The 25,141-nt window shown below is 28.4% G+C and carries 27 protein-coding genes; 24 read left to right on the top strand and 3 right to left on the bottom strand.

Features of this window, described 5'->3' with window-relative positions:
* Positions 1–8: 8 nt before the first annotated feature.
* From def to RYM86_RS01855, 10 genes are all read left to right on the top strand, one after another.
* Positions 9–452, top strand: a complete 444-nt coding sequence (gene def, locus RYM86_RS01900; protein WP_315077157.1) for a peptide deformylase — start codon at positions 9–11, stop codon at positions 450–452.
* Between the two features lie 13 nt (positions 453–465).
* The gene (fmt, locus tag RYM86_RS01895; protein WP_315077153.1) at positions 466–1,395 is read left to right on the top strand and encodes a methionyl-tRNA formyltransferase; all 930 of its coding nucleotides are present in this window, start codon (positions 466–468) and stop codon (positions 1,393–1,395) included.
* A gap of 40 nt (positions 1,396–1,435) precedes the next feature.
* Positions 1,436–2,113, top strand: a complete 678-nt coding sequence (locus RYM86_RS01890; RefSeq protein WP_315077150.1) for a zinc metallopeptidase — start codon at positions 1,436–1,438, stop codon at positions 2,111–2,113.
* A gap of 18 nt (positions 2,114–2,131) precedes the next feature.
* Positions 2,132–3,448 (top strand): 16S rRNA (cytosine(967)-C(5))-methyltransferase RsmB, encoded by a 1,317-nt coding sequence (gene rsmB / locus RYM86_RS01885; protein ID WP_315077147.1) that lies wholly within the window; start codon positions 2,132–2,134, stop codon positions 3,446–3,448.
* 14 nt (positions 3,449–3,462) lie between these two features.
* Positions 3,463–4,506, top strand: coding sequence for a 23S rRNA (adenine(2503)-C(2))-methyltransferase RlmN (gene rlmN / locus RYM86_RS01880; protein WP_315077144.1), 1,044 nt, complete (start codon positions 3,463–3,465; stop codon positions 4,504–4,506).
* Between the two features lies 1 nt (position 4,507).
* Positions 4,508–5,227, top strand: a complete 720-nt coding sequence (locus tag RYM86_RS01875; protein WP_315077141.1) for a Stp1/IreP family PP2C-type Ser/Thr phosphatase — start codon at positions 4,508–4,510, stop codon at positions 5,225–5,227.
* 1 nt (position 5,228) lies between these two features.
* Positions 5,229–7,175 (top strand): Stk1 family PASTA domain-containing Ser/Thr kinase, encoded by a 1,947-nt coding sequence (pknB, locus tag RYM86_RS01870; protein WP_315077138.1) that lies wholly within the window; start codon positions 5,229–5,231, stop codon positions 7,173–7,175.
* 139 nt (positions 7,176–7,314) lie between these two features.
* The gene (gene rsgA, locus RYM86_RS01865) at positions 7,315–8,187 is read left to right on the top strand and encodes a ribosome small subunit-dependent GTPase A (RefSeq protein ID WP_315077133.1); all 873 of its coding nucleotides are present in this window, start codon (positions 7,315–7,317) and stop codon (positions 8,185–8,187) included.
* Entirely contained in the window at positions 8,181–8,825 is a 645-nt protein-coding gene (gene rpe / locus RYM86_RS01860) for a ribulose-phosphate 3-epimerase (protein WP_315077130.1), read from the top strand. Before rsgA ends, rpe begins: the two co-directional genes overlap by 7 nt.
* Positions 8,826–8,833: 8 nt before the next feature.
* Complete coding sequence (locus tag RYM86_RS01855; RefSeq protein ID WP_315077127.1) at positions 8,834–9,472, top strand: thiamine diphosphokinase; 639 nt, start codon at positions 8,834–8,836, stop codon at positions 9,470–9,472.
* Between the two features lie 260 nt (positions 9,473–9,732).
* On the opposite strand, the gene rpmB is transcribed toward RYM86_RS01855, so the two are convergent.
* Positions 9,733–9,924 carry a 50S ribosomal protein L28 gene (gene rpmB, locus RYM86_RS01850; protein ID WP_003373388.1) on the bottom strand — a complete coding sequence of 64 codons (192 nt, stop codon included), beginning with the start codon at positions 9,922–9,924 and terminating at the stop codon, positions 9,733–9,735.
* Between the two features lie 197 nt (positions 9,925–10,121).
* Between rpmB and RYM86_RS01845 the strand changes: the two genes are divergently transcribed.
* The 6 genes from RYM86_RS01845 to RYM86_RS01820 all read left to right on the top strand — a co-directional run bounded on the left by RYM86_RS01845 (position 10,122) and on the right by RYM86_RS01820 (position 15,889).
* Complete coding sequence (locus RYM86_RS01845; protein ID WP_012424803.1) at positions 10,122–10,472, top strand: Asp23/Gls24 family envelope stress response protein; 351 nt, start codon at positions 10,122–10,124, stop codon at positions 10,470–10,472.
* Positions 10,473–10,486: 14 nt separating this feature from the next.
* Positions 10,487–12,133 carry a DAK2 domain-containing protein gene (locus tag RYM86_RS01840; protein ID WP_315077118.1) on the top strand — a complete coding sequence of 549 codons (1,647 nt, stop codon included), beginning with the start codon at positions 10,487–10,489 and terminating at the stop codon, positions 12,131–12,133.
* Between the two features lie 67 nt (positions 12,134–12,200).
* Positions 12,201–14,234, top strand: coding sequence for an ATP-dependent DNA helicase RecG (gene recG / locus RYM86_RS01835; protein ID WP_315077115.1), 2,034 nt, complete (start codon positions 12,201–12,203; stop codon positions 14,232–14,234).
* Positions 14,235–14,295: 61 nt separating this feature from the next.
* Entirely contained in the window at positions 14,296–14,853 is a 558-nt protein-coding gene (gene rsmD, locus RYM86_RS01830) for a 16S rRNA (guanine(966)-N(2))-methyltransferase RsmD (RefSeq protein WP_315077112.1), read from the top strand.
* Positions 14,854–14,855: 2 nt separating this feature from the next.
* The gene (gene coaD, locus RYM86_RS01825) at positions 14,856–15,335 is read left to right on the top strand and encodes a pantetheine-phosphate adenylyltransferase (protein ID WP_315077107.1); all 480 of its coding nucleotides are present in this window, start codon (positions 14,856–14,858) and stop codon (positions 15,333–15,335) included.
* 11 nt (positions 15,336–15,346) lie between these two features.
* Positions 15,347–15,889, top strand: coding sequence for an ATPase (locus RYM86_RS01820; protein WP_315077103.1), 543 nt, complete (start codon positions 15,347–15,349; stop codon positions 15,887–15,889).
* Here RYM86_RS01820 and ylbJ read toward each other — a convergent pair.
* Both ylbJ and RYM86_RS01810 read right to left on the bottom strand, forming a co-directional pair.
* On the bottom strand, positions 15,869–17,044 hold the full coding sequence (ylbJ, locus tag RYM86_RS01815) for a sporulation integral membrane protein YlbJ (protein WP_315077100.1): 1,176 nt from the start codon (positions 17,042–17,044) through the stop codon (positions 15,869–15,871). The genes RYM86_RS01820 and ylbJ overlap by 21 nt on opposite strands.
* A 206-nt stretch (positions 17,045–17,250) precedes the next feature.
* Entirely contained in the window at positions 17,251–18,447 is a 1,197-nt protein-coding gene (locus tag RYM86_RS01810; RefSeq protein WP_315077096.1) for a nucleotidyltransferase, read from the bottom strand.
* Between the two features lie 290 nt (positions 18,448–18,737).
* Here RYM86_RS01810 and pta point away from each other — a divergent pair, with 290 nt between their 5' ends.
* The 8 genes from pta to RYM86_RS01770 all read left to right on the top strand — a co-directional run bounded on the left by pta (position 18,738) and on the right by RYM86_RS01770 (position 25,106).
* Positions 18,738–19,736: a phosphate acetyltransferase gene (gene pta, locus RYM86_RS01805; RefSeq protein ID WP_315077094.1), complete on the top strand. Its 999-nt coding sequence runs from the start codon at positions 18,738–18,740 to the stop codon at positions 19,734–19,736.
* Positions 19,737–19,761: 25 nt separating this feature from the next.
* On the top strand, positions 19,762–20,958 hold the full coding sequence (locus tag RYM86_RS01800) for an acetate kinase (protein ID WP_315077091.1): 1,197 nt from the start codon (positions 19,762–19,764) through the stop codon (positions 20,956–20,958).
* 130 nt (positions 20,959–21,088) lie between these two features.
* The gene (locus tag RYM86_RS01795) at positions 21,089–21,595 is read left to right on the top strand and encodes a DUF177 domain-containing protein (protein ID WP_315077088.1); all 507 of its coding nucleotides are present in this window, start codon (positions 21,089–21,091) and stop codon (positions 21,593–21,595) included.
* A 2-nt stretch (positions 21,596–21,597) separates the two neighbouring features.
* Positions 21,598–21,780, top strand: a complete 183-nt coding sequence (rpmF, locus tag RYM86_RS01790) for a 50S ribosomal protein L32 (RefSeq protein WP_003372794.1) — start codon at positions 21,598–21,600, stop codon at positions 21,778–21,780.
* A 173-nt stretch (positions 21,781–21,953) separates the two neighbouring features.
* The gene (gene plsX, locus RYM86_RS01785; protein WP_315077080.1) at positions 21,954–22,955 is read left to right on the top strand and encodes a phosphate acyltransferase PlsX; all 1,002 of its coding nucleotides are present in this window, start codon (positions 21,954–21,956) and stop codon (positions 22,953–22,955) included.
* Positions 22,956–23,043: 88 nt separating this feature from the next.
* Entirely contained in the window at positions 23,044–23,274 is a 231-nt protein-coding gene (acpP, locus tag RYM86_RS01780) for an acyl carrier protein (RefSeq protein WP_003368963.1), read from the top strand.
* Positions 23,275–23,392: 118 nt separating this feature from the next.
* Positions 23,393–24,091, top strand: a complete 699-nt coding sequence (rnc, locus tag RYM86_RS01775; RefSeq protein WP_315077070.1) for a ribonuclease III — start codon at positions 23,393–23,395, stop codon at positions 24,089–24,091.
* The gene (locus RYM86_RS01770; protein WP_315077068.1) at positions 24,084–25,106 is read left to right on the top strand and encodes a radical SAM protein; all 1,023 of its coding nucleotides are present in this window, start codon (positions 24,084–24,086) and stop codon (positions 25,104–25,106) included. Before rnc ends, RYM86_RS01770 begins: the two co-directional genes overlap by 8 nt.
* Positions 25,107–25,141: the final 35 nt, after the last annotated feature.

Here is a 25,141-nt window from a genome sequence, read left to right as displayed (position 1 = left end):
AATTTTATATGGCATTAAGAAATATAAGAAAATATGGAGATTCTGTTTTAAGAAAAAAATGTAGAGAAGTTGAAAAAATAGATGAAAGATTAGTAACACTAATTAAAGATATGCTTGAAACAATGTATGATGCAGATGGAGTAGGTCTTGCAGCACCACAAGTTGGAATATTAAAGAGGTTATTTATTGTAGATATTGGAGATGGTCCCTTAGTATTTATAAATCCTGAGATATTAGATACTAATGGAAATCAAGTTGATGAAGAAGGTTGCTTAAGTTTACCTGGTAAAACAGAACCTGTTATGAGACCTAATTATGTTAAAGCCAGAGGTTTAAATGAAAAATGGGAAGAGTTTGAAATAGAAGCTGAAGAACTTTTAGCAAGAGCTATTTTACATGAATATGATCACTTAAATGGAACTCTATTTATCGACAGAACTAATAAAAAATAGGAGGCCTTAATAAATGAAAATAGTATTTATGGGAACACCAGAATTTGCAGTTACATCTTTAAAAAAATTAATAGAAGAACATGAAGTTAAGGCGGTTCTTACTCAACCTGATAAGCCAAAGGGACGAGGAAAAAAGCTTGCATATTCTGCTGTTAAAGAAGAGGCTTTAAAGCATGATATACCTGTATATCAGCCAATAAAGTTAAAAGATGATAAAGAACTTATTGGAAAACTAAAAGACATAAATCCTGATTTTATTATAGTAGTGGCATTTGGTCAAATATTAACTAAAGAAGTATTAGATATACCTAAATATGGTTGCATAAATTTACATGCATCATTATTGCCTATGTATAGAGGGGCAGCACCATTAAATTGGGTTATAATAAAAGGCGAAAAAAAATCAGGAAACACTACTATGTTGATGGATGTAGGTTTAGATACAGGTGACATGTTATTAAAAGAAGAAGTTGAAATTCATGAAGATATGACAACTGGAGAATTACATGATATTTTAATGATAAGTGGTGGAGAACTTTTATTAAAAACAATAGAAGGATTATGTGATGGAAGCATAAAGCATACAAAGCAAGAAGGAGAAACTTTCTATGCTAAAATGCTTGATAAAGAATTAGCACATATAAATTGGAATGATGATGCTTATGATATTCACAATCTTGTTAGAGGATTAAATCCTTGGCCTATTGCTTACACTGAATATAAAGGTGAAAGAATGAAATTATATAAAACAAAAGTTTTATATAAGGGAGTTTCTAATAAGCCAGGCACAATAATAGAAGTCAACAAAGATGGCGTTAAGGTTGCATGTGGCAAAAATGTATTAATAATTGAAAAGGTACAATTCCCTAATGGAAAACCACTTACTATAGAACAGTATATAAATGGTCATAGCATAGATAAGGATATAATATTAGGTGAATAACATATAAAAAGGTATAATTTAGAGAATAGGAGGAAAGCTTATGTTTTATTTTGATCCAACAATGATTATATTAGTTCCTGCAATAATAATAGCTTTTTGGGCACAAACAAAAGTTAATTCAGCTTATAGTAAGTTTAGTAAAGTAAGTGCTATGAATGGATATACTGGAGAGCAAGTTGCAAGAATGATGTTAGATGAAGCTGGACTTTATGATATAAGAATTGAACTGGTAAATACAAAATTAGGAGATCATTACGACCCATCAAATAGAGTTTTAAGATTATCTCCAGAAGTATATAGAGGTCAGACAATAGCAGCAGCTGGTATTGCAGCCCATGAAGTAGGTCATGCAATACAGCATAAAGAAGCGTACAGACCTTTAATAATAAGAAATTCAATAGTTCCTGCTGTAAATATCAGTTCTAATTTTTCATGGATCTTATTTTTTGCAGGAATACTAATGGGAGTAAAAAGTTTAGTAACCTTAGGAATAATACTATTTTCTGCGGCGGTAATATTCCAATTAATAACATTACCAGTTGAATTTAATGCTTCAAGCAGAGCATTAAATATATTAAAATCAAGAAATATTTTATATGGTGATGAAGTAAAAGGCGCAGCAAAGGTTTTAGATGCAGCAGCAATGACTTATGTAGCAGCAGCATTAATGGCAATATCACAATTAATTAGACTTATTGCGATAAGCGATAGAAATTAGGAAAAAAAGAGGTAGCGTATGAATTGTAGAAATTTAGCAGTAAAAATATTAAAAAGAGTTATTGATGAAGGAGCATATTCAAATATTATTCTTTCAAATGAACTAAACGAAGCAAACTTAGAAGAAAGAGATAGAGCATTATTAACAGAAATAGTTTATGGTGTTTTAAGAAGAAAGAAAACATTGGATCTTATAATATCTAATTTTGTAAGAGATATAAAACTTATGGATCATGAAGTATTAAATATTTTAAGAGTAGCTATATATCAAATGACATTCTTGGATAAGGTACCAACATATGCAGCATGCAACGAAGCTGTTGATGAAGCAAAAAAAATATCTCCAGAAGCAGGCAAACTTGTGAATGGTATCCTTAGAAACTTCTCAAAAGATCCAGATGATATAACAATTAATGGAAATAAAATTAATGAGTATGCATATAAGTTTTCTTTTGAGCCATGGATGATAAGACTTCTAATTAAACAATATGGAGAAGATCTTGCTAAAAAAATAATGGTTGGTTTAAATCAAATTCCACAAACAACTGTTAGAGTTAATGATACTAAATGCGAGTATGATGAAGTATTTGAAAAATTAGAAGAAATGGGATATTGTGTTGAAGAAGGATTTATATGTCCAGAAGCTATATTAATAAAAGGTGGAAGTTCAATACAAGAAAATCCATTATTCAAAGAAGGCGAAATTACTGTTCAAGATGAAAGTGCTATGTTAGTTGCACCTTTACTTGAATTAGAAAATGATATGAAAGTGTTAGATTTATGTAGTGCTCCAGGAGGAAAAACAACTCATATAGCTGAATTGTTACAAAACACAGGTGAAGTTAGAGCCTTTGATGTACATGAATCTAAGCTTGGTTTAATAAAAGAGAACTGTGAAAGACTTGATTTAAATAATGTTAAAATTGAAGTAGGAGATGCAACAAAATTAAATGCAGATTTAGTTTCATATGCTGATAGAGTACTTATAGATGTTCCATGTTCAGGTTTAGGTATAATAAGAAAGAAACCAGAAATAAAATGGAATAAGACAAGAGAAAATTTAAGAGAAATAATTCCTGTTCAAAGAGAAATAATGAATAATGCATGGGAATACTTAAAAAATGGTGGAGTTATGATATATTCAACTTGCACACTTAATAAAGAAGAAAATGAAGAAAACATTGAATGGTTCTTAAATACTCATAAGGATTGTAAATTAAAAACTATATTCATAGGAAAAGAAGATAACTTAATTTACAATAAGAATGGTACATTAACAATACTTCCAAATGCAAAAATGGATGGATTCTTTGTTGCAAAACTAGAAAAGCAATAATAGTAGGTGAATAAATGAAAAACATATTAGATTATACTCTAGAAGAACTAACATTATGGATGAAAGAAAACAATGAAAGTTCTTTTAGAGCTAAGCAGATTATGTCTTGGATATACAAAAATATTAGAAATTTTAGTGATATGAGAAATATGCCTAAATCTTTAATTAAAAAGCTTGAAGAAAATTTTGAAATAGCATTACCAGAAATTGAGGAAATATATAAATCAGAACTTGATGGAACAGAAAAGTTTTTATTTAAGTTTTCTGATGGAAATTTAATAGAGAGTGTCTTAATGAGATATAAGCATGGGAATTCTATATGTATATCTACTCAAGTAGGTTGTAGGATGGGATGTAAATTTTGTGCTTCAACAATAGATGGTAGAATTAGAAATTTAACTACAGGTGAAATATTAGCTCAAATATTAGTGGTTCAAAATCACATAGGTGAGAGAATTTCAAATGTTGTCTTAATGGGAAGTGGTGAACCATTAGACAACTATGAAAATGTAATGAAATTTTTAGACATAGTTTCCGCAGAGTATGGACTAAATATAGGCCAAAGACATATAACATTATCTACTTGTGGGATTGTACCTAAGATATATGAACTTGCAAATAAAGAACTTAGCATAACTCTAGCTATTTCATTACATGCATTTAGCGATGAAAAAAGAAAAGAGATTATGCCAATAGCTAATAAATATAGTATTGATGAAATTTTAAATGCGTGTAAGTATTTTATAAACAAGACTAAAAGAAGAATAACTTTTGAGTATTCTTTAGTTAAAGATGTTAATGATTCTAAAGAAGATGCAAAAGCTTTAGGTAAATTGTTAAAGGGAATGCTTTGTCACGTTAATTTAATACCTGTAAATGAAATAAAAGAACGTACATTTAAGAGATCATCTAAAGAAACAATACAAGATTTTGCAAACATATTAAGTAATTTAGGAATAGAAGTAACTGTTAGACGTGAAATGGGAAGCGATATTAATGCAGCTTGTGGACAACTTAGGAGAAGTTATATAAAGACCCAAGAAACAAGGGGGGAATAAAGTGGTTGGATTAGTTAGTGATGTAGGATTAAGAAGAGTTTTAAATGAAGATTTTGCAATTTATTTAGAAAAAGATGAGTTTAAACTATATGTTGTTACAGATGGAATGGGTGGACATAATGCTGGTGAAGTAGCAAGCAAAATGGCTGCTGAACATATTGTAAAATATGTAGAAGAAAATTTTAATTCCGCAGAAAAGGATACTTTAATAGAAGATGCTATTAAAAAATCTAACAAGGTAGTTTTTAAATATTCTAAAAGTAATGAAAGCTTAAATGGAATGGGAACTACTGTAACAGCTTGTTTAATAACTAAAAATTTTATTCACATTGCAAATGTTGGTGATAGTTCATGTTTAGCTATAAATAATAGTGAAATTGTTAAAATAACAAAAGATCATTCGCTAGTACAAGAGTTGATTGATTGTGGTAGCATAACGGAAAAAGATGCATTGAATCATCCTAAGAAAAATATAATAACAAGGGCATTAGGAACTAGCGAAAATGTAAAAGTTGATGTTTTTACATTAGAACATAATAAATATGATAAATATTTATTATGTTCAGATGGATTAACAAATGAGTTAACAAATTATGAGATATTAAATATAATTAAGGACGAAAATGATTATATAAGTGCAGCTAACAAATTAGTGAGTTCAGCTAAAGAAAAAGGTGGAAGAGATAACATAACTGTATTGTTGTTTGGAGGAGATATGTAGTATGAATGGTGTGATACTAGGGAATAGATATGAATTGCTTCAAAAAATAGGCGAAGGTGGCATGTCTGAAGTTTTTAAAGCAAGATGTAATAAATTAAATAGATTTGTAGCAGTTAAAATTCTTAAAAAAGAATTTTGTGATAATGAAGAGATCGTTGAAAAGTTTAAGGGAGAAGCAACAGCAATTGCTAAATTAAATGATAGCAATATAGTAAATATATTAGATGTGGGTACACAAGATGATATAAATTATATTGTTATGGAATTAGTTGATGGAAAGACCTTAAAAGAAATTATTCAAAAGACAGGTAAAATGAATTATGAGTCAGCAATAGTTGCAGCAATTCAAGTAGCAAAAGCTTTAGATTGTGCTCATAGAAATAAAATAATTCATAGAGATGTAAAGCCACAAAATATTTTAGTAGCAGATAATGGAGTAATTAAGGTTACTGACTTTGGAATCGCTAAATCTACAACATCTACAACTATTACAAACACTAGCACTATAATGGGATCGGCTCACTATCTTTCGCCAGAACAAGCAAAGGGTGGATTCATTGACTATAGAACAGATTTATACTCACTAGGAGTAGTTTTATACGAAATGGTTACAGGAACATTGCCTTTTGAAGCAGATACAGCAGTAACTATTGCATTAAAGCATTTACAGGAACAGGTTGTACCACCTAAAAATATAAATGCTAAAATTCCTGATAGTTTAAATAAGCTTATCTTAAAATGTATGGAAAAAGAACCTAACAAAAGATATCAAACTGCACAAGACGTAATAAAAGACCTTGAAAAGATAAAAGAAAATCCTAATGCTGTCATAGATAAAGTTTGTGATGACCAACATACTATAATAATGTCAGCTGTCACAGAAGAAATAGCAAAACAATCATCAATTAAAGCTGTATCAGCAAGTGATGATGACGATTATGATTATGACTATGATGATTATGATGACGAGGATGAATTTAAAGAAAAGAAATTTAATGGTAAAAAAATTAAAAAGATTTTATTGGGCGTTGGAGGAGGAATATTCTTAATATTATTATGTGTAGGAATATTCACATTATTTTCTTCAGGAGTAGGCAAAGAAGTAGAATTACCTAATATAATTGGAATGACTTTAGATGAAGCTAAATCTAAGCTTGAAGGAATGGATTTAACTTTAGTTGATGCTGGTTCAGAAAAAAGTGATGAACCAGAAGGAACTATCATAAAAAGTGATCCTAAGGCTGGAAGCTCTGTAAAGGCAAAAAGTAAAATTAGAGTAATTGTAAGTTCTGGACAATCAAAAGTAAAAATGCCTGATTTACGTGAAGAAGATACTGATACTGCAAATAAAATATTACAATCACTTAACTTAAAAATAGATAATGTTATGGAGGAGTATAGTGATGATGTGCCAAAAGGACAAATAATAAGTCAAACTCCTTCAAAAAATACAGAAATAGATACTACGACAAAAATAAGTGTGGTAGTAAGTAAGGGTGCACAAGTTAGACTTTCAACTGTACCTAGTGTTATTGGATTAAGCTTAGATGATGCAAAGAGTAGATTAGATAATGCTAAATTAAAGATTTCTATTGTAGAAAAAGACACAAATGATGAAGCAAAGAATGGAAGAGTTTTAGAACAAACTATGGAAGGTAGTAAGGTACAACAATGGACTACAGTTACTATAACCATAGGAAAGTATGTAGCACCTGTAGCACCTACTCCAAATCCGGGAGATAACAATAACGGAAATAACAATAATAATAATGGAAACAACAATAATAATAACGGAAATAACAATAACAACGGAAATAACAATAATAATGAAGGACCTACAAATCCTGGAGATACAGAGACACCTACAACACCGCCTGTTGATGGTGACGGAGGAGATGTTGACGTATCTGCTGGGCATCCAAGTGCAACAGTACCAAAGGTAGAATAATTAAGAGACTGTCTTAAAAAGCAATTTAATTTACTTTTTAAGATGGTTTTTTATAGTTTCTTTATTTAAAAAATAAGTTGCATTTTTAATATGATTTTGTTTATTATATTAGATAGGAAATTTAATTAGGGAGGAATGTATGAAAGGAAAAATAATAAAAGGTATAGCTGGATTTTATTATGTAAAAGTTGAAGAAAATTTAATAGAATGTAAAGCCAGAGGAAAGTTTAGACACAAAGATGTTAAACCAATGGTTGGAGACAATGTAGTAATACAGGTTGAAAACGGTAAGGGCGTTATTGAATCTATAGAAAAAAGAAGTTCTGAATTACTTAGACCAGCTGTAGCTAATATTTCATTAGCATTTGTGGTATTTGCAATTAAAAGTCCTGATATAAATTTTGATTTATTAAATAAATTTTTAGTGTTATGTGAGTATAATCATATAGAGGCAATTGTTTGTTTAAATAAAGTAGATTTAGTTTCAGAAGAAGAAAGAGAAAATGTTAAAAAAAGAATTAACGATATCGGATATGAAGTTTTGTACATAAATGCAAAAGAAGGATTAGGAATAGATATACTTAAAGAAAAAATTAATGGCAATATAACAGTACTATGCGGCCCATCTGGAGCAGGTAAATCTACATTGATAAATAAGCTTACAGATAAAGAGCATATGCTTACTGGAATCGTAAGCGAGAAAATAGGGAGAGGCAAACATACTACAAGACATAGTGAACTTATAGAAGTTTCAAATGGATATATAGTTGATACCCCTGGATTTTCAACTTTAGAAATAAAAGAGCTTATGAATAAAGAGGATCTTAAGTATTGTTTTCCAGAATTTGAAGAGCATAATGAAAGTTGTAAGTACAGAGGATGTCTACACAATAAAGAACCTAAATGTGCTATAAAGCAAGACGTTGAAGACGGTAAAATTAATAAGTATAGATATAAATTTTATATAAAAACATTAGAAGAAATAATAGAGGGGGAAAAAAATAAATGGTAAAAATAGCACCATCAATATTATCAGCAGATTTTTCAAAGTTAGGAGAGGACGTAGAAAGAATAGATAAAGCAGGAGCAGAGTTTATTCATATAGACGTTATGGATGGATCTTTTGTGCCTAACATATCATTTGGATTTCCAATCATGAAATCAATAAGAAATAAAACTGAAAAGGTTTTTGATGTTCATTTAATGATAGAAAATCCATCAAAATATATAGATAATTTTATAGAAGCTGGAGCTGATTTAATAACTGTTCACTATGAAGCAGATAGACACATAGATAGAACAATTCAATATATTAAATCAAAAGGTAAAAAAGCAGCGATAGCTTTAAATCCAGGTACTCCAACTATGGTTTTAAAAGATTTAATACCTCAATTAGATATGGTTTTAATAATGTCTGTTAATCCTGGATTTGGAGGACAAAAATTTATACCATATTCATTAGAAAAAATTAAAGAAGTGAAGGAAATGAGTAAACATTCAAATCCATCATTATTAATACAAGTAGATGGAGGTGTTGATTTAAGCAATATTAGCGAAGTTGTAGAAGCTGGTGCTAATGTAATAGTTGCTGGATCAGCAGTATTTAAAGGAGGAAATATAGAAGAAAATATAGAAGTTTTAAGGAGATAAGTATAAAAATGAAAGTTATGATTGTAAGTGGGGGAAATACACCATCAGAAAAACTAATAAATCAATATACTGAAAAGGTTGATTTTATAATAGCCGCTGATAAAGGTGGAGAATATCTTCTTAAATATAATATTATTCCTAATTTGCTCATTGGAGATTTTGATTCGATGAGCAAAGAAAGCTTAAATACATTAAAGAAGGTAATAAAAGAAGTATTAAAATTCCCACCAGAAAAAGATTATACAGATACAGAAATGGCTCTAATGGAAGCTGTAAAAAGAGGTGGGGAAAAAATCTATTTATTAGGTGCTACTGGTACTAGGATGGATCATACATTAGGTAATATAGGGTTACTTTTATCATATAAGAAAAAAGGAATAGATTTAGAAATAATAGACAATAATAATAAAGTATATTTAGCTAAAAATAAAATGGTTTTAAATGGTGAGAGAGGTGAAAATATTTCTTTTCATGCATTATCTGATACCGTTAAAAATTTTAAAGTTACAGGAGCTAAATATAATATACTAAATGGAAAAGATATAAATTTATTAGACCCAAGGGCAATATGTAATGAATTTTTAGATACTTGTATAAATATAGAATATGATAAAGGTGAGATATTAATATTGCATTCTATTGATTAATAATGTGATTTTTAAATAAAATATAAAAAATAGGAACGTTTTCTAGAACTCTTGAATATTAATATAGTAATCTAAAAATTTTTGTATATTAATTTTCAGGAGGGTTATTAATGAAAATAATAGCAATCAAGTTACCGAGATTTTTTTCTAGTATAATAAAATTTTTTAGAAAAAAATAATAGAGTGATACATACAACTCTAAAATAAAGGTAAAAAAATAAAAAATGCAATTCATATCATAATTGCATTTTTTATTTGAACTATATTGCTCTTTGAACCTTACCAGATCTAAGGCATCTTGTACATACACGAACAGTTTTTGGTGTTCCATTAACTAAAGCCTTTATTTTCTTTATGTTAGGAGCCCAAGTTCTCTTTGATTGACGATGTGAATGGCTGAATTGTACACCTGCTACAACGCCTTTATCACAAATTTCGCATCTTCTTGCCACTAGAAAACACCTCCTTATATTCTAAAGATAATTATCTTCAATAGGACAGATTGAATTATAACACAGAATGTATTATATATGCAAGCTAATTTTATAAAAGAAAAGATATTATTGAGATTATTACACATATATTTCTTGAATAAAACATCTTTCTAATATAGAATATACAATAAGGAATGTATTTAGGAGGAATAGCTATGGTTGGATTTTCAAATGAAAATGGTAATATAAATTATTCTGAAGAAGTCTTAGCTAAGATTGTTGGGTTATCAACAATGGAATGTTATGGAGTTGTTGGCATGGTTTCTAAAAATGCTACTGATGGTTTTTGGGAACTTATGCGTGTAGAAAATTTAAGTAAAGGTGTAAAACTAAAACTTATAGAAACAGATAGATTACAAATCGAATTATTTGTTATGGTTGAATATGGAACTAAAATATCGGTTATAGCTAACAACATAATTCAAAAAGTTCGTTATAGCGTTGAAAATTACACAGGATTAAAAGTTTCATCAATAACTGTAAATGTTCAAGCGGTAAGAGTCTAGGAGGTTAAAATTAGATGGAATTTAAAAAAATAAATGGCCATGATTTTTATAACATGGTTGTAAATGCTAGTAATAGATTATTGGAACAAAGTGAATTTGTAAATTCTTTGAATGTATTTCCTGTTCCAGATGGTGACACTGGAACTAATATGTCAATGACATTTAAGGCTGCAGTTAAAGAAATAGAAAATATAAATTCTAATTCAATAGGAGAAATATCTAAAAAATTAGCAAAAGGTGCTTTAATGGGTGCCAGAGGAAATTCAGGAGTAATTTTATCACAAATACTTAGAGGGTTTTCTAAAGGCTTAGAGGGAAAAGAAGAAGTTGACGGAACAGAACTTTCAGTAGCGTTCTTTGAGGGCTCTAATGCGGCTTATAAGGCTGTCATGAGACCGACAGAGGGTACAATACTTTCTGTAATAAGAGCAGCGTCAGAATGCGCAGTAGAGTGTGAAGCAAAAGATGTAATAACATTGTTAGAAGAAGTTAATAAAGCTTCTAAAATAATGCTTGATAAAACTCCTGAGCTATTACCAGCGTTAAAGAAAGCAAAAGTAGTTGATTCAGGTGGTATGGGACTTTATATTATACTTCAAGGTATGCTTGAAGCATTAAAAGAAGGAATACAAGCTGAAATTCAAGACATAAAGATAAGCTCACCAGAAGCTAAGGTAGGAGCACAATCTACTGAAGATATTGATATCAAATTTGGATATTGTACTGAATTTATTATTCTTGGTGATGCAAAAAAAGCAAAGGAATTTCAAAATACAATAGAGCCACTTGGAGATTCTATGATTGTTGTTGGATATGAAGATGTCATTAAAGTTCATATTCATACTAATGATCCGGGTTTAGTTCTATCTCATGCCGTGAAAATAGGAGAATTATCAAAGATTAAAATTGATAATATGAGAGAAGAACATAGAGAGTTATTAACAGAATTACAATCAAATGAAAATACACCAATGGATGAAGTATCAAGTGATGAAGTAGACCATAAAAAATATGCATTTATAACAGTTGCTATGGGAGATGGAATCGTAAAAATATTTAAAGATTCAGGTGTTGATTATGTTATTGAAGGTGGTCAAACGATGAATCCATCTACTCAAGACATATTAGATTGTATAGAAAAATTAAATGCAGATCATATTTTTGTTATGCCAAATAATAAAAATATAATTATGGCTGCTAATCAAGCTGCAGAAATATCAGATAAGCATATAGTTGTAATTCCTACAACAACTATTCCACAAGGAATAGCTTGTATAACTATGTTTAATCCTGAATGTGAAGCAGAAGAAAATGTTGAAGAGTTAAATGATGTTATAAATTCAGTAAAGACAGGATCAATAACTTATGCTGTTAGAGATACTGAAATTGATGGCAAAGAAATAAAAGAAGGTAATATATTAGGATTAGTAGAAGGAAAAATTAAAGAAGTAGGGGAAGATAAAATTTCCGTTGCTAAACAAGTTCTTAAAGATATGCTAGATGATGATAGCGAACTAATAACTATTTATTATGGCGAAGAAATCGAAGAAGATAAAGTTAATGAATTTGTAGAAGAATTAGAAAATGAATTTGAAGATTTAGATATTCAAGCATATAGAGGAAACCAACCTTTATATTACTTCTTAATGTCAGTAGAATAATAAAATTTACTAATATTATATAATTAAAAAGCACCTTAATTGGTGCTTTTTTTGGAGGAAAAATTTAATGGATATATATAGTGATATTTCTTCATTGAAGGGTGTAGGTCCTAAGCTAACAGAAAAATTAAATAAATGTGGTATATTTAACATTTTGGATCTTTTATTATACTTTCCAAGAGATTATGAATTTGTTGATTCTAATATATTATTTGAAGAAATAAGCGGTAATGAGAAACAAATTTTAAAATGTAAAGTTATAAGAATAAAAGGTGATATGAAAACCAAAACTGGAAAAATACTAACAACAATAGAGTTTGATTATAATGGACATAAAGTTTATGGAAAATGGTTTAATCAAAAATATATAAAAAATACTTTTTATATTAACAAAGTATATAATTTAATGGGGAAATTTAAAAGAATAGGTAAGATTCTTGAAGTGACCAATCCTACAATTGTATGTGAGGAAGCATTAGATAATAGCATCTTACCCAAATATCCTTTAAAAGGAGATATAAGTAATAAGATTATAGAAAAATTAATTAATCTTGTTATTTCTTCAATAATCATAAAAGAAAATCTTCCTTTGGAGATGTTAAATAAGTATAATCTTATATCTTTAAATGATGCAATAAGGTCAATTCATTTTCCAGAGAATAAAGATTTATTAGAAAAAGCTATTATTAGATTAAAATTTCAAGAATTATTTACGTATTCATTAAAATTATTATTAGTAAAACATAAACTTAATAAGAATAAAAATGGAATATATTTTGGGTGGGATAATCAACTTAAAGCATTGAAAGATAGCATACCGTATTCTTTAACAAATGCTCAAACAAAAGTTGTTAGAGAAATTTTAAGAGATCAGAAATCTCAAAAACCTATGAATAGATTAGTTCAAGGTGATGTTGGAAGTGGAAAAACTATAGTTGCATTAATTTCTATATTTAATGTAATAAAGAATGGATATCAATGTGCTTTTATGGCGCCAACAGAAATACTTGCTAATCAGCATTATGAAGAATCTAAAAAATTATTCCAAGATTTTAATATAGATATTGAGATATTAACTGGAAGTACTTCGTTAAAAGAAAAGAAAAGAATAAAAGAAAAAATAAAGCAAGAAAATCCAATGTTGCTTATAGGTACTCACACATTATTTCAAGATGATGTTATTTTTAATAAATTAGGACTTATAATAACTGATGAGCAGCATAGGTTTGGTGTTGAACAAAGAAGTAAGCTTATTAACAAAGGCATGAAAGCAGATTGTTTAGTAATGACAGCAACACCAATACCTAGAACTTTGGCCCTTTATTTATATTCAGACTTAGATGTTTCAATAATTGATGAATTACCTCCTGGAAGAAAGAAAATAGATACTAGATTTTATCAAGAAAATAATAGAGATCTTGGATATGAATTGGCTTTGGAAGAAATAAATAAGGGAAGGCAAGTATATATAGTTTGCCCTCTTATTGATGAAGATGAAAAAGAGGAATTAAATTCCGTAGAAACTTTATATATTAAGCTGAAAAATGGTATATTTAAAGATATAGGAGTTGAAATACTTCATGGTAAAATGAAAGCAATTGAAAAACAAGATAAAATAAATAGATTTAAAAATAATGAATTTAAAGTATTAATATCTACAACTGTTATAGAGGTAGGGGTTAACGTACCCAATGCATCAGTTATGATAATAGAAAATGCAGAACGGTTTGGATTAGCTCAACTACATCAATTAAGAGGTCGTGTTGGAAGAGGCGAGTATGCATCTTATTGCATATTAATTGCTAAAGCAAAGAGTAATATAACTAAAAAAAGAATGATGATAATGACAGAATCAACTGATGGATTTTTTATTTCAGAAGAGGATTTAAAATTAAGAGGTTCAGGCGAAATGTTTGGTAGAAAACAAAGTGGTGATGCAGGATTTATTTTAGCAGATTTATATGAGGATATTAGTATTTTAAGGGCTGCTAAACATGAAGCAATTGATATACTACATAATGATTATAAAGAAAATATCCAACTTATAAATGAAATGCAAAAAAGTTTAGAAAATAATAGTAAATACATTTGCTTTAATTAATTGAATTATTATATACAAATATGTTAATATACTTAATATATGCCATTAAGGAGGAAGAATTTTGAGAATAATATCAGGAAAAGCAAGAGGACGTAAATTAATACCTCCTGCAAGTATGGAAACAAGACCAACATTAGATAGAGTTAAAGAGGCTATGTTTAGCATGATACAAGGGTATATACCAGACTCTAATGTTATAGACGTTTTTGCTGGAACAGGAAGTCTTGGACTAGAAGCAGCTAGTAGAGGTGCTAAAGAAGTTTACTTGATAGATAAAAGTTCTGAGACCTTTCCTTTATTAAAAGAAAATATAAAAAATTTAAAATTTGATGATTTTTGTTTTGGACTAAATATGGATTCGTATGAAGCATTAAGAAAATTATCAAATCAAGGAAAAGTTTTTGAATTGATTTTTATAGATCCGCCATATTGTAAAGAAATGATTCCAGAAGCTATTAAAATTATAAAAGAAAATAATATTTTAAGTGAAAATGGAATAATTGTAACTAAAATTGATACTATAGAAGAGATTTATGATGGATATGAAGATATAATTTTAACAAAAAATAGAAAATATGGTAACACAACAGTGTGTTTTTATGGGTATAAGGAGGACTAACTATGAAAGTAGCTGTTTACCCGGGAAGTTTTGATCCTATAACAAATGGTCATTTAGATATAATTGAAAGGGGATCAAAAGTTTTTGATAAACTGATCATAGGTGTTTTGGTTAATGTTGATAAAAAAGGACTTTTTGAAATTGAAGAAAGAGTTGAACTTATAAAAAAGGTTACAAGACATATAAAAAATGTTGAAGTTCTAAGTTTTAATGGATTATTAATAGACTTTTTAAAAGCAAATAATGCTAAGATTATTTTAAAGGGGCTTAGAGCGGTATCAGATTTTGAATATGAATTTAAAATGGCACTTATGAATAATAAATTAGATCCTGATATTGAAACAGTATTTATGATGACTTCTGCGCAATATTCATACTTAAGTTCATCTTCAGTAAAGCAAGTTGCTAAGTTCGGAGGATGTATTGAAGGTCTTGTGCCAAAAGAAATTATATCTGATGTTATTAGAAGGAGTAAAATTTAAGGAGTGGTATTATGGAAAAGATGGATGTAAATATAATGGAGCTATTGGAGTATCTGCAAGATTTAGTAGATAATTCACCTAAAGTTCCTATAAGCGGTAAGGTTGTAGTTGATAAAAAAGAAGTTCTTGAAGTGGTAGATCAAATTATAAATTATTTGCCAGATCAATTTAAAAAAGCACAATGGGTTATGAATGAAAGAGAAAGAATACTTGGAGAAGCTAAAAAAGAATATGATACAGTAAAAAAAGAAACTATGATGATTATGAGACAAAATGTTGAGAGTCATGATATAGTAAAAGAAGCTAAGATAAGAGCACAAGAAATTATAGCTTCAGCACAAAGAGATGCTAAAGCTATAAGACTAGGTTCTAGAGACTATTCAGATGAAATCTTATCACAACTTGATAGAGAAATAGAAGCTAAAAAAGGAGCTTTAATTAAAGGGCTTCAAAATAGTTTTGAAGTAGTGGCCAAAGATATAGATGATAATTTAAGTACGGCCTGCGTAACTATAAGGGAAAATATAAAAGAGTTAAGGGGTATGAAAAAATAATTTATATATTATTTTAAGTACTATTGTTAAAATTAAAAGTAATAATATTGGTAATAAATACATAAAGGGATTTATAGTACAAGTTGTTGGAAAACTAGATGTAACAATGCTTGTAGGTATAATTTTTATTAATGAATATGTTATTACAAAACTGAATATTCCTTGAACTAGCTTTAAAAATATATATTTAAAGTAGGAAATGTTAAAGTCATTCATAAATGAACTTATTTGTGCTATTACGGATAATCCAGAAAAAGAACACAAAAAACTTATAATTCCTAATTTTAATGGAAGTGAAATATTTAAGTTTGAAATTAAATTACAACCATTTGTCATTTCTATACTTCCTAGGAATATAGAAAACAAAGTACCACTTTGTATATGGAATGAATTTTCTAAAAAAACAAATATATTATTTATATAAGCACTATTTTTTATAAGAGATATTATTACGGAAAATATAACGATGAATCCACAAATTGATAATATTGTGTTTACACCATTTCCAACAGCATTTTTTATTGCTTGACCAAAATTTAATTTTTTTTCATTTATAGAACTTTTAGAAAGCGGATTTCTTAAGGTTCTATTTTTTTTTGTGATTAAACCAATAAATATAACAGAAAGATAATTAGCTATAAGTAGTATATAACCTAAGGTAGTATTATTTAAAAGCGCTGTTCCTACAGAACCAATTAAAAACAGCGGTCCTACATTTGAAGCTATATTTAAAAGTCTTTGACATTCATCATCATCGATACTTCCTAGAGACCATAAATCAATAGAATATTTTGCACCTAGAGGATATCCACATAAAAAACTAGCTACTATAGGAAATGAACAGTTTTTAGACAAACCTAGGGGTTTGCAAATTAATGGTCCTAATAATTTAGAATAAAGAGATATTCCATCGTAGGAAATTAATAAATTACAAATAACCAAAAATGGAAATGTTACAGGTAAAACAGCAGTATACCATAATTTGCATCCATCAATAGCTGCAATTGTACACTGTCTTATATTTAATATAAATAACACTATAAATATAGAACATATTATACAAAATAGGATATTGCTTTTTATATTTAATAATTTTATTAAAATAATAGTTAATAATATTATTGATAACCATAAGAAAATAATAGTATAACTCATTAAATCACTCCAATTTTAAAGATTTATAAGAGAGTAAAAATATACTCTCATAAATCTCAGAATAGAAATAAAAATTTATATTATATTTATTAAAAATATCTAATAGTGGTAATCTATAATATTTTCACTTCTACTACAATATGTGTATTAAAGCACTACAACTTATTAGAAATTTATTTATATTCTTATGATTATGTTAAATGTATTTATAATATGATTGGGCTAGTTAAATAATCTTGCATAGGACTTAATTTAGGATTCAAAATAGAGTAAGCTTTTGTTCCAAGAAGATCTATTTCTAAACATTCATTGATGTTATTTTTGGGGATTTTAGTTATTAAATCAATAGTACTATTCTTTTTTATATTTTTTAAAAGTTCTTTTCCTTTTGAATTAAAGCCTAAAACCCTACAATAAGGGCAAGGTTCTTTAGATAGACTAAGCAAATCATATTTTTCAAGACCTAAGAAAAATTGAACTAAGATTCTATTTAATCTAGTGTAAGTATATCTTTTACTTTTAGAGTTTAGTATTAATTCATCTAAAGAATTTGATTTTAATATTTCTTTTAATATCTTGTTATCCAATCCTTCTGATATATCAGGAAGATTTTTTAGTAAGCTACCGTCAGTTATAAGTTTATATTTAACATATTTAAATATATCTTCTTCAAATATAAAAGGATAATTTTCACACCATAATTTATACAATATATTGTAACTTTCTTCGGGTAAAAAGTCTTTTAAATGTTCTAAATTTTTATCTTTCAAATGATTTCTTATAGATGTTGCTGAAGAAAAAGTAGTATTTAGACACTCATCATTATATTTTGAACCTTCTCTTTTTAAAGTTAAAGGCATTATGTTGCTATTAAGAGTTTTTAAAGCTTTAATATATTCTATTCCTAAAATATTATTTGAACTTGAAATAGCTTCCATAATATGATTAGATTTGAAAAAATCACTTAATGCATTAGCCCTACTTAAGTGAAATGGAAGGCCTAAATTTAAATAATTTTTTAACATAATTCTATAATTATTGGGCTCATTTACTAATACAGAAGCTATATCTTCAAGAATTTTTACATTACCTTCTTCACTTCCAAAATATAAATTATCAACAATATTTAGAGAATTAAGTAGGGAAATTGCACCAAAGGCAAAATGCTCAGCTGATGATAAAGAGTATACTAGAGGTAATTCAATTACTAAATCAACTCCATTCTTTAGAGCTATTTCAGTACGTCTCCATTTATCTATAATAGCTGGTATGCCTCGTTGCATAAAATTTCCGCTCATAACACAAACTATATTATCGGCCTTAGCATTTATTTTAGCTTGTTTTAAATGGTATTCATGACCTTTATGAAATGGGTTATATTCAGCAATTATTCCTGTTACCATAATAAAAAAACACTCCTTATAAATGATTTTGTTATGTTATTATAACACAATTAAATGAGAAGGAATTGTTTGTTAAACAATTATCAATATTGTAAAAAAAATATACTAAAAAATATAAATTAATAATATTGATATAGAAAAATAAATAAAAGATAAAAAAGTGTTATCAGATTATTCAGATTATTTCAAATCTAAAGACTTCTATTTTATTAAGAAAATTGGTTGAAAAAATCATATGTATAGGAGTATATTATAAAAAGAGTAACTCATAATTGAAGGGAGAATCATTTATGCCACTTATGGAAAAAATATGGCTTAGAGCCAAATCAGATAAGAAGAATATAGTATTGCCAGAGGGAATTGAAGAAAGAAATATAGCTGCTGCTAGAAAAATAGTAGATAATAGTTTAGCAAATCCTATTCTAATTGGAGATAGGGAAAAAGTGTTGAAAAAAGCAGATGAAATAAATGTGAATTTAGAAAACATACAAATAATAGATCCAAATGATTCAGACAAGCTAGAAATTTATATAAAAAATTTCTATGAACTTAGAAAAAATAAAGGAATGACTATGGTCAAGGCAGAAAAGATAGTAAGAGACCCTCTTTATTTTGCAACTATGATGGTAAAATTAGATGATGCAGATGGAATGGTTTCAGGAGCAATTCATACTACAGGAGATTTATTAAGACCAGGATTACAAATTATAAAAACAATGCCAGGAGTGTCAATAGTATCAAGTTTCTTTATTATGAATGTACCAAGCAAAGAATTTGGTAATGATGGAACTTTAATATTTGCAGACTGTGCAGTTAATCCTAATCCAAATGAAGATGAATTAGCAGCTATAGCTATTGCAACAGCAGAGACAGCAAAGAAGCTTTGTAAAATGGAACCAAGAGTAGCTATGCTATCATTTTCAACGATGGGAAGTGCTGACAATGAACTTGTAGATAAAGTAAGAAATGCTACGGCTAAAGCAAATGCTTTAAGACCAGATCTAATGATAGATGGAGAATTACAATTAGATGCTGCAATAATTGAAAAAGTAGCTGCTCAAAAAGCTCCAAATAGCAAAGTTGCAGGAAAAGCAAACGTGCTAGTTTTCCCAGATTTACAATCAGGAAATATAGGATACAAATTAGTACAAAGATTTGCCAATGCAGATGCAATTGGACCTGTTTGTCAAGGGTTTGCAAAGCCAATAAATGATTTATCAAGAGGGTGTAGTGCTGATGATATAGTTAATGTTGTAGCGTTAACAGCAGTTCAAGCACAAGAAGTTTAATTAGCTGAAAGAGGAGAGGAAAAAAATGAAAGTATTAGTAATTAATTGTGGAAGTTCATCTTTAAAATATCAACTAATTGATATGACAACAGAAGACGCTTTAGCAGAAGGACTTGTAGAAAGAATTGGAATTAATGGATCAATCTTAACTCAAAAAGTTAAAGGTAGAGAAAAGTATATAGTAGAACAACCTTTAAAAGATCACCAAGATGCAATTGAATTAGTATTAAAGAGTTTAATTGATGAAAATCATGGTGTTATAAAATCAATGGATGAAATAAGTGCAGTTGGTCATAGAGTAGTTCATGGTGGAGAAAAGTATTCAAAATCAGTATTGGTAAATGATGAAGTTATGAAAAACATTGAAGAATGTATTAAATTAGCACCACTTCATAATCCACCAAATATAATAGGAATAAAGGCTTGTGAAGAACTTATGCCAAATACTCCTATGGTATGTGTATTTGATACTGCATTCCATCAAACTATGCCAGAAAAGGCATATATGTATCCATTACCATATGAATATTATGCTGAAGATCATATAAGAAAATATGGTTTCCATGGAACATCTCACAAGTATGTAGCTAATAAAGTTGCAGAATTTATGAAAAAAGACGTAAATGAATTAAAAACAGTAACTTGTCATTTAGGAAATGGAGTTAGCATTACAGCAGTAGATGGTGGGAAATCAATTGATACTACAATGGGATTTACTCCACTTGCAGGTACAATAATGGGTTCAAGATGTGGAGATATAGATCCAGCAATAGTTACGTATTTAATTAAAGAAAAAGGTTACTCAGCTGATGAAGTAAATGATATATTAAATAAAAAATCAGGTATATTAGGAGTTTCAGGAGTAGGAACTGATTTTAGAGATATAAGAAGTGCTATGGGAGATAATAATAAAAGAGCAATTCTTGCAACAGATATTTTTGGCTATCAAATAAAGAAACAAATAGGTGCATATGTAGCTGCAATGGGTGGAATTGATACAATAGTATTTACAGCAGGAATAGGAGAACATGCTCCAGAAGTTAGAATAAGAGCTTTAAAGGGTCTTGAATTTATAGGAATAGAACTTGATGAAGAAAAGAATAACAGCCATGATATAGGTGAAGGTATTTTAATTTCAAAGGAAAGTTCTAAAGTAAAAGTTTATGTGATTCCTACTAATGAGGAATTAATGATAGCAAAAGAAACTTTAGCATTAGTATAAAAGTAATTTAATAATAAATTTCTTGACTTTTATCGACACACTTTATATAATAAATTGTGTTTGCTTAACAAATATAATATGTTTAAGGAGTGAGAAAGGACTTATTATAAATAAATAGGTTCTACTGATTATGAAAGTACGAGTTTCAGATCTTATTTCAAGAAAAGAAAGAAGTAAAAAAATTGACTACAAATTTGAAATACCTAAATTTGAATTTGAAGGAGATGTAATCACTCCAGTAAGTAAGTGCGAAGTATCAGGAGTAATAACATCTGATAAAGATATTGTAATAATGAAAGCTAAAGTAAAAATTACTTTAGAAATGAATTGTGCAAGATGTTTAGATACCTTTATCTATCCAATAGATATTGATATAGAAGAGAGGTTTGCCAATAATAATGATCTTCAAGAAGAAGATGTTGTTATTGTGCTTGATGACATTTTAGACATCAGTCAAATAATTGAGTCTAATATAATATCTACTTTACCAATTCAAAGACTTTGCAAGAGTGATTGTAAAGGTCTTTGTCAAGAATGTGGTTCAAACCTTAATAAGCAGCCATGCTCTTGTAATAAGGATGATATAGATATTAGATTTGATGTTCTAAAAGGTTTGTTTGACAATAAGGAGGTGTAGTTATGGGAAATCCTGCAAGAAAGTGTTGTAGCGCAAGAAGAGATTCAAGAAGAGCTCAAACATTTAAAGCTAGCTTACCTGGCATAGTTGAGTGTCCTCAATGTCATGAAATGAAGCTTGCTCATAGAGTATGTAAAAACTGTGGATTCTACAAGAATAGAGAAGTTGTATCTTCAGAAAAATAAAAGAAAGTCTTTAGACTTTCTTTTATTTTTATATTAGAATATTATTAAGTAAAATATTTTGATATATGAATGTAATTTAATTAAAAATGTTTTAGATTAATTAAATTTATTATGATTAATATTTTTAATTAATCTATTTTTTTTATTATTATAGAAAAAGAGGGGTTAAGTTTATGAAGATAGCGATTGATGGAATGGGTGGAGATAATGCACCTAGCGCAGTTGTGGAAGGTATAGTATCAGCATTAAAAGAATATAATGAAATGATTTTTTATATTACAGGTCCAGAAGATAAAATATCATTAGAACTTTCAAAATACGACTACTCAAAGGAAAAAATTGTTATAATAGATGCGAAAGAAGTAATATCAACAAATGAACATCCAGTTATGGCATTAAGAAGAAAAAAAGATTCTAGCATTGTTAAAGCTTTAAATTTGGTTAAAGATGGAACTTGTGATGGCATAATTTCAGCAGGAAGTACTGGTGCCTTTTTGGCAGGATGTACATTGATTGTAGGAAGAATTAAGGGCGTAGAACGTCCAGCGTTAGGTCCTATAATGCCTGGTAGAAGAGGAAGCTTTATGATTGTTGATGCAGGTGCTAATGTAGATAGCAAACCAGAATACTTAGTTCAATTCAGCAAAATGGGAAGTATATACTATAAAAATGTATTTAATGTTAATAATCCAAGTGTAGGATTATTAAATATTGGAGCAGAAGAGGAAAAGGGAAATGATCTTACAAAAGCAACTTATAAATTGTTAAAAGAAGAAAATACTATAAATTTTGTGGGTAATATAGAACCAAGATATATTCCAACTGGAGATACTAATATTATAGTAAGTGATGGTTTTGCAGGAAATACAGCTTTAAAAATGTATGAAGGATCAGCTACTAATATTTTAGGGATGATAAAAGATGAAGTATTAAAAGCAGATTTAAAAAGTAAAATAGGTGTATTGTTATTAAAACCTTTTCTAAAGAAAATTATGAAGAAATTTGACTATAAAGAATATGGCGGAGCGCCTTTTTTAGGTGTAAATGGTATTTGCATAAAAGCACATGGTAGCTCAGATGGTAAGGCTTTTAAAAATGCAATTCGACAAACAAAGATTTTTTATGAAAATAATGTTTTAGATGAGATAAAAAAAGAGTTTGAGAAGAAAAATTAAATCTTATTTATAAAGTTATTTAAATTAATATTGACTATGGAAAAAATATATACTATTATCTAACTGTAGAGTTTGGGAGGTGAAATAAATGTTTGAAAAAATTCAAAATATTATAGCGGATAAATTAAGTATCGATTTAGGTAGTGTTACTATGGAATCATCATTTATTGAAGATTTAAATGCAGATTCATTAGATATAGTGGAACTTATAATGGCATTAGAAGACGAATTAGATATGGAAATACCAGATGAAGATGTTGAAAACTTTAAGACAGTTGGCGACGTTGTTAATTACGTAAAAGCTCATTACGATGAATAATATAATCCCGCGAGTGAGCGGGATTTTCTTTATAACTAGTTTATTCTTGAATTTGTTATGTTTTTATTAAATTTTATTTTTAGCAAGTTGAAGAATAAACTTCAAGGAGTGGATATAAATGAATAGATATAAATTTAATGATATTGAAAACCGCTTAGGAGTTTATTTTAATAATACTTCGTTAATTAAGACTGCATTAACACACAGTTCATTTGGTAATCAATTTAAAGATGCCAAATATAATGAGAGATTAGAATTTTTGGGGGATTCTGTATTGCAACTTTGTATTACAGAGTATCTTTTTAATAAGTTTAAAGATAAATCAGAAGGTGAATTAACTAAGATTAGAAGTTTGATAGTCTGTGAAAATTCACTTTACGAAATAGCAAAGAAGTTAAGTCTTGGAGAATATATAAGAATGAGTAAGGGTGAAGAACTTACTGGAGGAAGAGAAAGAATGTCTATACAAGCAGATGCTGTTGAAGCGGTAATTGCAGCAGTGTATTTAGACAAGGGAATAGGCTTTGTAAATGATTTTATATTACTTCATTTTGAAGAAATGATAAATAAAGCAATAAATAATGAAATAGTATTAGATTTTAAAACTAAATTACAAGAACTATTGCAAAAAGATGGAGAAATTTTAATACAATATGATTTAGTAAAATATGAAGGTCCACCTCATAGAAGAAAATTTTTCACTAATGTAATTATTAATGAAAAGGTTATGGGGATAGGAGAAGGATATAGCAAAAAAGAAGCTGAACAAAATGCAGCAAAAGAAGCTTTAAAGAGGTTAGAAAAGAACTATGAGTAAAAATTATTATATTATCCCTATATTTGTACCTCAGGAAGGATGCCCACATAAATGTGTATTTTGTAATCAAGACAGAATAACGGGGCTTAAAGATATAGTAACTACTGATATAGTAAGAAAAACAATAGATGATTATTTAGAAACAATAAAAAATAAAGAGGCAATTATAGAAGTTTCATTCTTTGGTGGCACTTTTACAGCTGTAAAAGAAGAAAAACAAAGAGCATTTTTAGAAATAGCCAAAGGTTATAAAGATAAAGGCTTAATTGATAAAATAAGACTTTCTACAAGACCTGATGCAATTGATGATTATATACTTACTTATTTAAAGGAATACAAAGTTGATATAATAGAACTTGGTGTACAATCCTTAGATGATGAAATATTAAAAAAATCAGGTAGAGGTCATTACGTTTTAGATGTAGAAAGAGCATCAGCTTTAATAAAACAATATGGATTTGTTTTAGGGCATCAAATAATGCCAGGGTTACCGGGGGATACTTTTGAAAAAGATATTCTAACAACCAAATTATCTATAAAGATGAAACCAGATATTTGTAGGATATATCCAGCTTTAGTTATTAAAGATACTCCTATGGAGAAGATGTATGAAATGGGAACATATACACCATATTCTTTAGATGAGGCAGTTGAGATAAGTAAGGCTATGTATGAACTATACTTTAAAAATAATATTCAAGTAATTAGAATAGGACTTCAACCAACTGAAAGTATAAATGAAGGAGCGGATATTGTATGTGGTCCGTTTCATCCAGCATTTAGAGAACTGGTTGAGAGCAGCTTAATAGCAAACTTAATTAATTCTAATATAAAAGATAAAGAAAGAGTTGAATTAAGGATAAATCCTAAAGATATAAGCAAATTATATGCTAATAAGAAAAAATATTTTAATACTATAAAAAACAAGAATATTATAATCAAGCAAGATTTTGAAGTCTCAAGAGGAAATTTAAAACTAATAACTGAAGAAAAAAATATTAACATTACATATTAGCGAGAGGAAACTCTCGCTTTTATTCTGTAAGTTTT

The organism is uncultured Clostridium sp. (assembly GCF_963527835.1).
Classification (GTDB): domain Bacteria; phylum Bacillota; class Clostridia; order Clostridiales; family Clostridiaceae; genus Clostridium.
The sequence above is the reverse complement of the archived record's forward strand: the minus strand, read 5'-3'. Positions and strand labels throughout refer to the sequence as shown.

Excerpts from the sequence above, each read along its gene's own strand:
- def (WP_315077157.1), top strand. The coding sequence starts at position 9 with ATGGCATTAAGAAATATAAGAAAATATGGAGATTCTGTTTTAAGAAAA.
- fmt (WP_315077153.1), top strand. The coding sequence starts at position 466 with ATGAAAATAGTATTTATGGGAACACCAGAATTTGCAGTTACATCTTTA.
- RYM86_RS01890 (WP_315077150.1), top strand. The coding sequence starts at position 1,436 with ATGTTTTATTTTGATCCAACAATGATTATATTAGTTCCTGCAATAATA.
- rsmB (WP_315077147.1), top strand. The coding sequence starts at position 2,132 with ATGAATTGTAGAAATTTAGCAGTAAAAATATTAAAAAGAGTTATTGAT.
- rlmN (WP_315077144.1), top strand. The coding sequence starts at position 3,463 with ATGAAAAACATATTAGATTATACTCTAGAAGAACTAACATTATGGATG.
- pknB (WP_315077138.1), top strand. The coding sequence starts at position 5,229 with ATGAATGGTGTGATACTAGGGAATAGATATGAATTGCTTCAAAAAATA.
- rsgA (WP_315077133.1), top strand. The coding sequence starts at position 7,315 with ATGAAAGGAAAAATAATAAAAGGTATAGCTGGATTTTATTATGTAAAA.
- rpe (WP_315077130.1), top strand. The coding sequence starts at position 8,181 with ATGGTAAAAATAGCACCATCAATATTATCAGCAGATTTTTCAAAGTTA.
- RYM86_RS01855 (WP_315077127.1), top strand. The coding sequence starts at position 8,834 with ATGAAAGTTATGATTGTAAGTGGGGGAAATACACCATCAGAAAAACTA.
- RYM86_RS01845 (WP_012424803.1), top strand. The coding sequence starts at position 10,122 with ATGGTTGGATTTTCAAATGAAAATGGTAATATAAATTATTCTGAAGAA.
- RYM86_RS01840 (WP_315077118.1), top strand. The coding sequence starts at position 10,487 with ATGGAATTTAAAAAAATAAATGGCCATGATTTTTATAACATGGTTGTA.
- recG (WP_315077115.1), top strand. The coding sequence starts at position 12,201 with ATGGATATATATAGTGATATTTCTTCATTGAAGGGTGTAGGTCCTAAG.
- coaD (WP_315077107.1), top strand. The coding sequence starts at position 14,856 with ATGAAAGTAGCTGTTTACCCGGGAAGTTTTGATCCTATAACAAATGGT.
- RYM86_RS01820 (WP_315077103.1), top strand. The coding sequence starts at position 15,347 with ATGGAAAAGATGGATGTAAATATAATGGAGCTATTGGAGTATCTGCAA.
- ylbJ (WP_315077100.1), bottom strand. The coding sequence starts at position 17,044 with ATGAGTTATACTATTATTTTCTTATGGTTATCAATAATATTATTAACT.
- RYM86_RS01810 (WP_315077096.1), bottom strand. The coding sequence starts at position 18,447 with ATGGTAACAGGAATAATTGCTGAATATAACCCATTTCATAAAGGTCAT.
- pta (WP_315077094.1), top strand. The coding sequence starts at position 18,738 with ATGCCACTTATGGAAAAAATATGGCTTAGAGCCAAATCAGATAAGAAG.
- RYM86_RS01800 (WP_315077091.1), top strand. The coding sequence starts at position 19,762 with ATGAAAGTATTAGTAATTAATTGTGGAAGTTCATCTTTAAAATATCAA.
- RYM86_RS01795 (WP_315077088.1), top strand. The coding sequence starts at position 21,089 with ATGAAAGTACGAGTTTCAGATCTTATTTCAAGAAAAGAAAGAAGTAAA.
- rpmF (WP_003372794.1), top strand. The coding sequence starts at position 21,598 with ATGGGAAATCCTGCAAGAAAGTGTTGTAGCGCAAGAAGAGATTCAAGA.
- plsX (WP_315077080.1), top strand. The coding sequence starts at position 21,954 with ATGAAGATAGCGATTGATGGAATGGGTGGAGATAATGCACCTAGCGCA.
- acpP (WP_003368963.1), top strand. The coding sequence starts at position 23,044 with ATGTTTGAAAAAATTCAAAATATTATAGCGGATAAATTAAGTATCGAT.
- rnc (WP_315077070.1), top strand. The coding sequence starts at position 23,393 with ATGAATAGATATAAATTTAATGATATTGAAAACCGCTTAGGAGTTTAT.
- RYM86_RS01770 (WP_315077068.1), top strand. The coding sequence starts at position 24,084 with ATGAGTAAAAATTATTATATTATCCCTATATTTGTACCTCAGGAAGGA.